We start from the raw sequence: 12,307 nt of genomic DNA, 5'->3' as shown, positions 1-12,307 counted from the left end.
CGTGGAACTGCGCGAGGTTTCTTTTAGCGAAAATCAGCAGAAATTGGATCAAGTGTTGTGCACTGTAGCAAGCCTTCCGACTCAAGCCCTGTCGGTCTTATACTCATAAGCATAGTATCCATAACCGTAAGCACTCGCCTTTTTTACTACAGCATTGAAAATCACTCCTTTGACTCCAATACCATTCTGTTCGAATCGACGTTGTGTCAACTCTATTTCTTTTATCGGATTTAAACCAAACCGGGTCACTAGCATAGTCGTGCCGGCGTGTTTACCGACAATAGCAGGGTCGGTCACTGCAAGAATTGGCGGAGTATCGATAATAACCAAGTCGTAGTTCTGAGCGAGCTGCACGATGTGATCCTCGAATCTCTTGCTCATAAGCAACTCAGATGGATTCGGGGGCACCGTACCACGAGGAATAAATTCCAAATTCTCACATTCAGTAGAATGAACAACTTCTTCCAAAGTCGTTTGTCCAGATAAAAGATCCGATAGCCCCCTGGCGTTACTTACGTTTAAAATTTCGTGGGAGAAGCCCTTACGCATATCTGCATCTATCAACAATATCTTCTGATCTGCCTGTCCCATCACAGCCGCCAAGTTTGTCGACACAAAGGTTTTACCCACTCCCGGGCTGGGGCCGGAAATCATCAAGATATTGTTCTTTGCGTCCATCATCGCGAAATGCAAACTTGTTCTCAGGCTGCGTAAGGCTTCAATCGCTAGGTCAGCTGGATTTTGAACTGCGAGTAGCTTAGAGCCTTGTTGGGTTCTTCGAGGGCTGCGTTTGCTGGCTTTGCGGCCCAAGGCTTCCTGGCTTTCTGAGAGTGGGATACCGGCGTATACCGGCAACCCGATGTTTTCAATATCATCGGCATTCTCGACGCCCCGGTTAAAGGCGGAGCGGATCAGCACTATAGCGACGCCGATGAAACCACCCAATAGAACGGCAATGGCTACGATCAGAGCCTTTTTGGGCTTTACCGGGTCTTCGACATCTACAGCCGCTTCATCAACCACCCTTACGTTGCCTACCGTTCCGGCACGCACAATATCCAATTGCTGAATGTTGGAGAGCATTTGCAGGTAGATTTCGTTACCTACTTCCACGTCCCTTCGGAGGCGCACCAGCTCCTGCTGGGTTTCCGGCAAGCCACCAATACGGCTATCCAGCTCTCGGCGGCGCTGCCGGAGCTCTTCCATCTGGGAAGTCCAGGCCTTGTAGCGCGGGTGCGTTGGCTGGAAGCGTTGCTCAATTTCTGCCCGTTGTATCTCAAGCTGGGAGATCTGCTTTTCCAACTCGACGACTTGATCCAGAATTGCCTCACCTTCCGCGGTTATATCGATCGTTTCAGCAGTAATCTGATATTGGTTAAGGCGCTCTTCCGCTGCCTCCAGCTCTTTTTTCACCTCTGGTAGTTTTTGGCGTAGGAAGTCCAGTGACTTGGCAGCTTCGGCACTGTTGCGTTCAACGTTCTGGCGAACGTAATTGTCGCCCACATCATTAAGCACCTGTTCCGCGAGCCGGTAATCCTCGTTCTCATAACTCATCAGGATGATGCCGGAGTCCTTGCCCTGCTCGCTCGCGCCAATTTCTTCCTGCAAGTCCGCTATCGCGCTGAAGCGGCGCCGCTTTGTGACATCAAAATTTGTTCCGGGCCGTGCGTTCAATACTTTTACCATCAGGGAGTAGTCGCCGGCTGTGACGGTCTCACCGACGTGCCCTTCGAGCACCAATTCACCCTCGGAGTTGTACAGGCGCCAACCATTATCAGTTGCCTCAAGACTCAAAGCTTTACCAAACTCAATGGCAGGCACCGTCATGTGAGCGATTTTCAGCTCTTCCCCGCCCCAGGCAAAGCTCTCACCGATTAACGGCTCAGCCAACTCGCCTTCTGACCCCACAAACCTGCGCGCGATGGCTTTGCCAATCAGTGGGAAGTAGTTCGGCTCCACCACGATATCCAGATTCAGCTCATCCACCACCTTGCCAAGCACGTTGCGGCTCTTAATGAGCTGGATTTCAGTAGTGGCAGTGGAGGTAGAGCCCAACAGGCTGGAAATGTCTTCCATGCCCGGCATGGACGCTTCTTGATCCTCCACTTGCACTAAAGACGTTGCCTTGTAGACAGGCGTCGCGAGTAGCACATAGGCAGCACCGACCACGGCAAAACAGAACGTAAAGGCAACGATCAGCCACTTGTGGTCCCAGAGCGTGCCGAACAGGGCCAGCAGATCAATTTCGTCGTCATCCGAGCGTTGGGTGGTGTTGGTCTGGTCTGTCATGGAGCGTTATTTATCCAGGAATTTGAGCCAGGCATCGGAGGCCTGGTCGATCAGTTTATAGGCGTGTTCAAAAGCGGGACGCTGCTGGCGGTATGGGTCCGGCACTGGCTGATTATCCAGCCACTTACCCATCAAAAAGGCCTTTCCGCGCACCTGGGGTGCCATGTCGTAAAGATGCTTCAGGTGCTTTTCTTCCATGGCCAGAATTAGATCGGCTTGCGCCAGCATCTCTTTGGTGACTTGCCGTGCCTTGTGATTAGTGGCGTCTATGCCGTTTTCCATCAGGATTTGCCGGGCGGTTTCATCGGCGGGTTTATCCACAAGGGCCCCTATGCCGGCGGATTCGATGGTCATATCCGGTTTGTGGCTGAGCTTGTGGCGCAGGAGGTACTCACCCATTGGGCTGCGGCAAATATTTCCCACGCACACTACGAGTATGTTTTTAAACATGGCGTCAGTTGTTGGTTACTTCATCTTCAGCCCGGGCGAAGAAATATATCGCCTGGGCCGTCGGAAGGATTTGGGCAATCAGGCGGTTCCACCGGGCAATGGGGGCAGCTGTTACGTAAACAATATCCCTAGGCTGGAGCTTAAACTGATCGGCCAACACTAATGCGGTCGCGTTTCTCGCGTTCAACTGGAAAACGTTGGCAATCTTGTCAGATTCTGACGGCGCTTTTCGGACAACAAAGATGCCGCTCGCATCGGCAGTCGCCTGGGAGAAACCACCAGCGTCTGTCAGCGCGTCGGCGAGGGTGATATCGCTGCGGCCAAAATTGATACTTTGAGGTTCAACTACCTCGCCCAGTACAAATACTTTGGCGGCGTCATTGCGTGCCACGTGCACAATGTCATTGGGGCGGAGCAAGATGTTCTGGCGGGTATCCCCCTGCTTGTACAGGTCTCTCAGGGAATACGTTGTGGAATGCCCATTCCGGGTAAGCGTAACGTCCGTCCAGTCAGCGAATTCAGTCAGTCCACCCGCCCGGGCCACGGCCTCGAGCAAGGTGAGTGGAACGTTGGTTATGGGTTGCGTCCCGGGTTGCTTGATTTCGCCGGTGAGGTAAACGCGCTTGGAACGGAAAGCGGCTACGGTCACATCCACCTGAGGGTTTTGAATGTATTCCACGAGCCGCTCACGCAGTATGTCCCTGATTTCTGTCACTTTCAGGCCTGCAACGTCAACTTTGCCCACGTAGGGGTAGAAAATGGTTCCATCGCTGTGAACCCAGTTCCCCGCCTCAGAAGGGCTTCTATCCGAGCCTTGAGGGATTGTGAGTTCCGGGTGGTCCCAGACGGTTATGTTGAGGATGTCCCCTCGGCTCACTTCGTAATCGTATGTTTTTAGCTCTTGCTCAAGGCTGCGATTGAGGACAGGCTCCGGAGAGGCTTGTGAGCGTTGTTCAGCTAGCAGGCCAGGGGTGATCGCGTAGATATCAACCTGTTTCTCGAGATCAACTTTGTCGGAATCGTTTTCTGTTTCATACCAATGGGATTGGCCTGATGGTATGTGCGATCCGGGTATGACGGTACAACCACTCGCCATTGTAACGAGCAAGGCAGCTACGAGCTGTTTCATTGAAGCTTAGGGTCCAAATTATAGTTAGCGACTCAATCGGGAAGACATAATGCGCAATTGTAAAAGGTTGTGCAATCTGTCCCTGTTGTCAGTATATGTCTCTCGAGAAGAGGCTCAGCGGTGTTTTGATCAGGATTTTTACATCCAGCCAAAGACTCCAGTGGTTGATGTAGTCCAAATCCAGCTCGACACGTTTCTGCATTTTGTCGAGTGTATCCGTCTCTCCGCGGTAACCACTGATTTGAGCCAATCCGGTAATGCCTGGCTTGATGCGATGCCTCGCCATGTAGGCAATGATCTTGTCCGAATAATAATCGTTATGGGCGACAGCATGAGGCCGGGGTCCCACCAGGGACATATCGCCTTTGATAACGTTGAAGAGTTGAGGAAGTTCATCCAATGAGGAGCGCCTCAGGAAACGCCCTACTCTGGTTACTCGCGGGTCTTCCTTCTGAGCCTGCTTTACCTGCGTGTCACTGTGCACTTTCATGGAGCGGAACTTCAGGACTTCTATGATATTTCCGTTCCAACCATGCCGTTTCTGCCTGAAGAGCACCGGCCCCGGGGAAGAGAACTTAACCGCTACGGCACATGCCAGAAGAATTGGCGACAGCGCTATCACACCCAACAAAGCGAGTGTGCTGTCCATTAGGGACTTCATTAACGCAGAACCGGGGTAGGAGGTAAGCGGGCTTTCATTCAGGTGGATCGCAGGCATTCCTCCGAGGTTCTGAATGCTATGGTTGAGAAGTTTCAGGTTCGCAAAATCAGGCACCCAAACCACGTCCACGTTTTGATCCAGAAGGTCAACATACAACCCTTCTATCTGATCAGTTTCTTTGGCGGGCAAGGCAATGTATACGCGGCCAACGTCATTTTCATCAAGAATCGTCCGTAGCTGGCTGACAACACCAAGGGTCGGAAAATAAGCTGCGGCTTCCACGACGTTGTCAGGATCATCGTCATCGAGCGCCACTACGCCCAGCAAGTCTTCGTGGCGTTCGTAACGAAGCTTTATCGCGAGATCCAACGCGAGGTCACCCGAACCGACCACCAGCGAGGGCTTCCGGGAGACGAGCCCAATGTCCCTGTTTTTCATGATTCGGTGCAATGGCAGAAACATGAGCGCCTGAAGTATGTAACTTCCGCCAATCCATTGCAGTATAACTTCCCGCGAGAACAGCTCGCTGGTTTTCGTGGCAAACGCAACGAAGGCCAGTATCGCGACGAGGGTTGCCCACGTTGCGCCGATCCGGGCTACACCGACGAGATAACCATTCTGAAGGCTGTAGGTTCGAAACAACACACAAAGCGGGACGGCAATAAATGATGCCATCACCATCAAGATTCGGTAATGCGATGCCACTTCGCCAGATTTATCCAGCGCAAATGCTGCCAGGACAGCCCCCTGAACCAAGCTCGCCAGTGCCCATTGAATCCAAAATGTCAGTTTGACCGAACCGCTGGTCCGGGGGGATAGTGGCGATTCATGAACTCTCTTGACCAGCCTAACCCTGGCTTCAGGATTGCTCACAGGCGGCACTCGCAAAAAGTCGTTCATTGGTCGCTAACCCTCACACTTACAAAGGAACTCGCCATTCAATTGCCCCCATTACTTCATCTACCGAATCACCAGCCACTTCTATTGCATCTGAAGCAATAGACAGGCCAATCATCAGATCACCAATTGGCAGCGGGCGCTCGTGCCTTAAATCTGCAACCAACACCTCTTTCGAACCCAGGGGCACAAAGTAATCAACGTCATCGCCTCCGCCCTTAAGGAATCGGCTACCCCAGTCACGGTTTAATTTTGCGTAGGTCAGTGCGAACCGCCAGAGCCTATCAGCGTTCGAAAAATGATAGGTGCCTAGAGTAATAGCACGAGAATCCGCATCGAACGTTGTAGCAATATTTCTACCAAGGTGCCGCATTCCGCTCCGGTAGTTGAAATGCTCATACGCGTAATTGGGGCGGCGCTCACTTCCGAACAACCCTTCAGTTAAGGTATCCACACCCTCCAGATACCACTGCTGACTGCCACCAAACCACTGGGACGTCCAATCAATACCAAATTGATACACCTTACGGGACGGCAGGTAGCCGGCTTCGTCCTCACCCACTACCTGAGTGTATAGACCAACGGTATGATCGTTGAACGCAAAACCGTAACGTAAGTCGATACCTGCAAGCTGGTTTCCGGGATCGACACCGTTTGAGCCAAAGTTATCGTTGCCCCTGAACGAGTCCCAGAAACTGGACAGGCTTTCCGGTTGGCCCTCACCGCCCCATTGGATCAGGCGAGATAAACCGATCTCCAATCCCGTCAATGGGCGAAAGTTCAAACGCATGCCGACCAGCTTTGCATCAGGGATCGCACGCTCCGTCTCGAACTGACCTGCGAACGCCGTGAAGTTCCAAGGCCCCAACCAACTCAACCAGGGGCTCCGGGCGGTGTGAGTATTACGCCGGTTGAACCAAACAGTAGGAAGTGGCCGGGCGTTATCTGACAATATAAGGCTGGACTGCCAACCCGGCCCCCACCAACGATCAATATAGCCAGCGCCAAAAGTCCAGTTACTCAGCGTACCCGCCACGTAACTGCCATCAAACCGCACTGTCTCGTCGTCACTTGGATCCGGCACGTAGGACGGGCTTAACGCAATCGCGAAGGCATCCCCGACGTAGTCAAGGGTAAAATCCACTTCTCCTTGCTCGTTCGGGCTATCCCCAAATCCGCCGATCATGTCGGGACTTGTAGCACCGCCGAGCGTTAGATGAACATCCGTACCGATCTTACCCCCAACCTCATTCCACAAGAACCTGTCAGACTCCGACTCCTTTACCAACTTCGCATTACTTCGCGATAGGGGCCAGGACGACACTGTCGCATCAAGCAAGCCTCGATCAGCGTAGTGTTGCATCCGAAAGCGCTCATAAGCGTCTCCTGGCTCTACCCAAGGAGAGGCAGAAGCTGAGCCAATTTCAAGAATCGATGCCAGGCACGCTACCGCCCCACCGACCAGGGTCCAGTGTTTTGAGGTCATAAATCTGATTTTCCGAAAGACACGGATATAACGACAACGGAGGGGAAGAGTTCCCAACCAACTCCATGTCGGGTAATGAGTGTTATGTGTCAGAAGCATGACGATTCTACGGCATCGCGTATGACAAGCAAGTGACAATAGGGTGGAGAGCATTGATTTCAGAGACTTAGAGCCGTTAACGATTGTTAAAGCAGCGCAACACTAACTAGTTTGTGGAATTTTCACTCAGATAAGATTCATAAATTAAGCGACGAAACAGGAACCTTTACCCTCTGCTGCTTCTGCATGAAACCGATAAGGACAACGGCTCGTTCATGCCCATCGAATGCCTGAAAAACAGCCTGAAGTCCCTCGAAAGGCCCCTCTTTCATCTCCACAACCCGGCCCGGCTTGATTCCGCCATTTCCCTTCACTGATTCAAGGCCATTCCGGATTTGCGCTATGACCCCCTCATCAACAGGCGTTGGCTTATTGGCAAAACCAACGACCCGTAACACCCCTCTGGTAGAACGAAGTTTTGCCCAAGCGGGGTCCGTTTGTTCCATATTCACGAACAGATATCCAGGAAACAGCGGTTCAAGCTTGCTAGTCCGTTTACCAGCCCTAACACTCTCAACCGTTACTTTTGGATAAAAGCAGGGGATATCCTGATTCTGCAGGTGTGCCAGCGCCCTATCTCCCTGGGCGGGCTTGTGCTGGATCACATACCAAACCATCAGTACCAACCACCGGAAGCCACGAAGTTTGGGTTCAATACGTTTTCTTTGCCATAGACAACGGGGCTACCGTCAAGCTGTTTCACACTCCCACCAGCGGCAACAAGAACAGCCTGAGCCGCCGCGGTGTCCCACTCACTGGTTGGACCAATGCGCGGATAGATATCTGCATGCCCCTCCGCAACACGGCAGAACTTGAGCGAACTCCCCGCTTGGACCAATTCGTGATCACCAAGCTTGGCAATGAACGCTTTTGTTTCTTCATTTAGGTGGTTTTTGCTGGCGACAACTCTTTTCTCAGCTTTGGGCTCGGCGGTCCGGATCCGGTAAACCCGCCCGGTTCGATCGCGCTTGTGGGCGCCCTCGCCCACCACACCCCAGAACGCCTCTTTCAAGGCAGGGGCGATAACAACCCCCATCACCGGCTCACCGTCTTCAATCATCGCTATGTTCACGGTGAACTCTCCATTGCGCTGCGTGAACTCCTTCGTGCCGTCAATCGGATCGACCAGCCAGAATCTGCGCCAGTGCTTACGCTCTTCCCAGGGAATGCTTTTCCCTTCTTCCGACAGCACCGGAATGTCATGACTGATGTTACGAAGTCCCTTAACGATTATCTCGTGGCTCGCCGTATCTGCGGCAGTGATTGGCGATCGATCCTCTTTATACGCCACCTGGAAGTCCGACTGATAGATGTGGAGGACTTTTTCACTGGCCTCGTCAGCCACCTTGATAACATCCGGGAGAATCGAGCTGTAATGCATTGGCTATGCTTCCTGCTTCATGTCAAAACGTTATCAACTATCATAGGCCATAGTATCACTTGGAAAACAGAGTACTCTAAGGACGCACATATGAAACTTCGCTTTCTGGGCGCAACTGGCACCGTGACAGGCTCCCGCTACCTGCTATCAGACGACAAGCATCGAATGCTCATCGACTGCGGGATGTACCAGGGTGTTAAGACCCTGCGCCGGCGGAATTGGGCAAAGTTTCCCGTTGATCCATCAACCATTAATGCGGTTGTGCTAACCCATGCGCACATTGACCATTCAGGCTACCTGCCGGCTCTCGTAAAAAACGGATTCAAGGGAAAGATATTCTGCACCAAGGCGACCCATGAGCTTTGCAAGGTTTTGCTTCCGGATGCAGGCTTCCTTCAGGAAGAGGACGCGAAATACGCCCGCCGGAAAAACTTCTCTAAACACAAAAATCCCGAGCCACTGTTCACTGAGAAAGATGCCTGGGAGGCCCTGAAGCATTTTGAGTCGTTGCATTACCACGAAACGTTCGAGCCGATGAAGGGCATGGAGGTGACATTCACTCCTGCGGGACACATTCTGGGCTCTTCCTGCGTTCACGTTCACCACAAGGATACCGATAGAACGGTCGTATTCAGCGGTGATGTAGGCCGACAGAACGACATCATCATGAGAGCTCCAGAGCCACTCCAGAACGCCGATGTCCTGGTGTGCGAATCCACCTACGGAGACCGGATTCATGAGGAGACAGACCCCGAAGCGACACTTGCGGATATCATCACCCGCACCGCAGGGCGAGGCGGTATTGTGCTGGTCCCCGCTTTCGCCGTCGGGCGAGCTCAAATGCTGTTATATGTGGTTCACAAACTCATCAAGGAAGGACGCATCCCGAAACTGCCGGTATTTCTCAACAGCCCCATGGCAATCAAAGCCACCGAAATTTTTTGCCGACACAGCAAGGAACATAAACTCAGCTCTGCGCAGTGCGAACTCATTGACAACAGCACCGAGTTCGTCAGAACTGTCGAGCAATCTATTGAACTGGATGCCGTTCGCTACCCCTGCGTAATAATATCTGCAAGCGGAATGGCCAGTGGTGGAAGAGTATTGCACCATCTGAAAACCCTCCTCCCCAACCCTCGCAACAGTATTGTATTTGCAGGGTTCCAGGCTCCCGGGACTCGTGGTGACGCCCTTGTTAACGGCGCTGAATCTGTGAAGATTCACGGTGAGTACTGGCCGGTAAAAGCAGATATTTTTAACTTGAACTCTCTGTCAGCCCATGGAGATTACCGTGAGATTCTGGATTGGCTGGAGCAGGGAGATATCAGGCCGTCCAAGGTCTACATCACTCATGGAGAGGTTGTTGCCAGTGACGTGATGCGGAAGCATGTTTCCGAAAAATTCGGCTGGAACGTTGAAGTGCCAGAACTGTTTGAAGAGGTAACAATCTAACTCCACCCCCCAGAATGGAGCCAATTAGCAATGCGGTCTAATTGGCGCCCCCTCTCGGGAAGTAACCATGAAACCAGAACCCGGGCTTCAGCCCCTGCTTGAGCTCGTACTGGTAATATACAAGGTCACCAGCCATTGCTTGGTAGTAGTTTTCCACTTTCAAAAGCCAGAGTCCCCCTGAAAACGCAACAATGGCAGCGACAAGAGAGCCGAAGACAAGCTGAGAACATCGCCCTTGACGGGAAATCTCTCTCGGCGCTGCAACTTTCTCTCTCTGAATCAGCGCCCAGAAGAAAGCCAAAACGAACAAGCCCACCAACATTGAAGCCGGAGCCAGGAACACGGCCGATACGCTCGCATGGACCAACCCGGCGACGACAGAGCTCGTCAAACCCACAGCCAACGATTCGCGGTTTGTGTTGCGACTACAACCGACCACCTTGCGCTGCCAGAGCAGGTACAACACTCTCGCGCCGACAACTGCGAACGCAAAGATGCACAGCCATCCAAACTCAGCAGCCCACATCAGGTACATATTATGGGGATGCGACGTTTTCGGGCTATTCACGTATAAATCAGTGATCGTTTCGTGGCTGACCCATGAGTGGCCTCCCATTCCGAAAGGAAAGTTTTGAAAGCTCATGCTCCACGCTTCAACCCACAAAGGCCAACGACCAGAAGAGTCATACCGGATGGCACTCCCTCCGCTCACGTCGTCAAACGCAAAGAAAGGAACGACCACCGACAGGATTAGCCAGAACAACATTCCGATAGAAATATGCTGAAAGATCAATTTCAGCCAAGGAAACGATTTCCGGCCAAAAAAAACGCTAACAAAAACGAGAGCACAGAGGATCGCAACAAGCGACCCTCTTGCTGATGAGAGTACTAGCATCCACCACCATATACCGGCACCCACACCCAAGATGTAGCGATATAGCTTATTTGACCTGAGTGGGGACAGCATCAACGCGAGCGGAAACAAGGGGATCAACCAGGAGGCAAGATGACTCCAGTATCGAATATTGACGAATCCCCAAGGAATTATCGCCTCTGTTGCCTTGATACCATCCAAAAAGGCAAACAAATAGACATTTAACGTCATGAGGCTGTATAGAACACAGGCGAGAGAAGAGAGGGTAATAAAGGTAGTGACTGTATTGGATAAGGCCTGTTCATTACCTTTCAGTGCTGCTCCTAAAACACCTACAGACAAAAAATAAAGCGCGAAGAGACCTCCCATCGCTGCGGAGGCCTCCGACTCGGCACTGACAAAGCTTCCCAACAAAAAGCTTCCACACAGAGGAAGCAGCCAGGATACAGAGCGGAAGAAATCACCGACCGAGTGACTTACCGTTGCATACACTAGAGATACGGACGAGACAAGAAGGACCAGCAGACACAAAATCCATCTCTGATCGTCAAAAGCCCCATAAAAGGTAGGAAAAAAATCGGAGAACAGGGAATAGAACACCGCGATTGATGCTACCCCTCCCAATAACGTCCCGATTGCTTTAGGGCCTACCTTAATTGCACTCACCATCGACTTCTCTCAGTTAACGGCTGGGTTAGTGAGGTTGACACAAAAAAGCCCCCGCTCTAACGCGGGGGCTTTCGGATTTCGCAGTTTTCACCAGTATCGGATCAATGTGATGAAAACCGAGGGCATGCTAGCTAAGCATCAAGATGCGTCGCAACCTGCAGGTGCGTAGCTGTCTTTCCAGCCAGCGCCAGCGCCACTCTTGTCAACCGCACAAGTCCATACTCCTGCAGCGGTACGGGAAATGGTAACAACTGCGCCTTTAACGGCTGCGGTAGCGTCGCCACCCAGAGTAGCCTGGATCTGCGGAGCAGCAGTAGCACCGTTGTTGATGGTGATACCGTTAGTACCGGCAGATGAATCAAGCAGGTTAGACTTGGTGGAGTCGTAACCCAGCGCAATTTCGATCGGATCTTTAGTCAGGTCATCGGTGTAACCGGTGATGATGGTAGCGCCGCGCATCAGGCCATCTTCAACGTTGGTTTTCAGAGCATTCACTTCACCGACAACACGGCTTACCTGGGAACGAGCAATGTAGTCTTGATACTGGGGGATGGCAATAGCAGCCAGGATACCGATGATTGCAACAACGATCATCAATTCGATGAGCGTGAAACCTTTCTGAGCGTGATTGATCTTCATGTTCTGCATGGTCGACCTCTACGGTTGTCGGTTTGAAATTCTTTTAATGGCCCGGGCCCGGCGGAGTCACACCCTGCGACCGGAAGTGGAGCCTGAAATACTTACTGCACGCACCATGCCAACATAGGACTTATATTATATTTATACGTAAAACCAGATAGTTAAACGCATTACTGTAGCAATTCAAGTCACACTATAAGCCAGACACCCGCGGACAATCTCTGTCACCACGTGACGTTTTTTGTCACCCTCTTGGAGCGGAGCTACACAAAATGCTCGAG

The 12,307-nt window shown here is 52.0% G+C and carries 10 protein-coding genes; 1 reads left to right on the top strand and 9 read right to left on the bottom strand.

Annotation, left to right across the window (positions count from 1 at the left end; genetic code table 11):
- Window positions 1-81 precede the first annotated feature (81 nt).
- The 7 genes from D777_RS08955 to cysQ form a co-directional block, all read right to left on the bottom strand.
- Window positions 82-2,289 carry a polysaccharide biosynthesis tyrosine autokinase gene (locus D777_RS08955; RefSeq protein ID WP_036130820.1) on the bottom strand — a complete coding sequence of 736 codons (2,208 nt, stop codon included), beginning with the start codon at window positions 2,287-2,289 and terminating at the stop codon, window positions 82-84.
- Between the two features lie 6 nt (window positions 2,290-2,295).
- Window positions 2,296-2,739, bottom strand: coding sequence for a low molecular weight protein-tyrosine-phosphatase (locus D777_RS08950; RefSeq protein ID WP_036130817.1), 444 nt, complete (start codon window positions 2,737-2,739; stop codon window positions 2,296-2,298).
- Window positions 2,740-2,743: 4 nt separating this feature from the next.
- Complete coding sequence (locus tag D777_RS08945) at window positions 2,744-3,868, bottom strand: polysaccharide export protein (protein ID WP_036130815.1); 1,125 nt, start codon at window positions 3,866-3,868, stop codon at window positions 2,744-2,746.
- An 88-nt stretch (window positions 3,869-3,956) separates the two neighbouring features.
- Window positions 3,957-5,429, bottom strand: coding sequence for an undecaprenyl-phosphate glucose phosphotransferase (locus D777_RS08940; protein ID WP_081849511.1), 1,473 nt, complete (start codon window positions 5,427-5,429; stop codon window positions 3,957-3,959).
- 19 nt (window positions 5,430-5,448) lie between these two features.
- Window positions 5,449-6,684 (bottom strand): capsule assembly Wzi family protein, encoded by a 1,236-nt coding sequence (locus tag D777_RS08935; protein WP_160171433.1) that lies wholly within the window; start codon window positions 6,682-6,684, stop codon window positions 5,449-5,451.
- Between the two features lie 464 nt (window positions 6,685-7,148).
- A complete protein-coding gene (rfaH, locus tag D777_RS08930) occupies window positions 7,149-7,628 on the bottom strand; it encodes a transcription/translation regulatory transformer protein RfaH (protein ID WP_051669025.1) in 480 nt (159 codons plus the stop codon).
- On the bottom strand, window positions 7,628-8,392 hold the full coding sequence (gene cysQ, locus D777_RS08925; protein ID WP_036130812.1) for a 3'(2'),5'-bisphosphate nucleotidase CysQ: 765 nt from the start codon (window positions 8,390-8,392) through the stop codon (window positions 7,628-7,630). The genes rfaH and cysQ overlap by 1 nt, the downstream gene beginning before the upstream one ends.
- 90 nt (window positions 8,393-8,482) lie before the next feature.
- Here cysQ and D777_RS08920 point away from each other — a divergent pair, with 90 nt between their 5' ends.
- Window positions 8,483-9,844 (top strand): MBL fold metallo-hydrolase, encoded by a 1,362-nt coding sequence (locus tag D777_RS08920; protein WP_036130810.1) that lies wholly within the window; start codon window positions 8,483-8,485, stop codon window positions 9,842-9,844.
- A 37-nt stretch (window positions 9,845-9,881) separates the two neighbouring features.
- Here D777_RS08920 and D777_RS08915 read toward each other — a convergent pair whose 3' ends face one another.
- Together D777_RS08915 and D777_RS08910 are read right to left on the bottom strand one after the other, a co-directional pair.
- Window positions 9,882-11,387, bottom strand: a complete 1,506-nt coding sequence (locus tag D777_RS08915; protein WP_036130808.1) for an O-antigen ligase family protein — start codon at window positions 11,385-11,387, stop codon at window positions 9,882-9,884.
- 138 nt (window positions 11,388-11,525) lie between these two features.
- Window positions 11,526-12,035, bottom strand: coding sequence for a pilin (locus D777_RS08910; protein WP_036130806.1), 510 nt, complete (start codon window positions 12,033-12,035; stop codon window positions 11,526-11,528).
- Window positions 12,036-12,307 lie beyond the last annotated feature (272 nt).

It is taken from the genome of Marinobacter nitratireducens, assembly GCF_000708045.1.
In the GTDB taxonomy this organism is placed as follows: Bacteria; Pseudomonadota; Gammaproteobacteria; order Pseudomonadales; family Oleiphilaceae; genus Marinobacter; species Marinobacter nitratireducens.
This window is presented reverse-complemented; position numbering and strand designations above follow the sequence as displayed.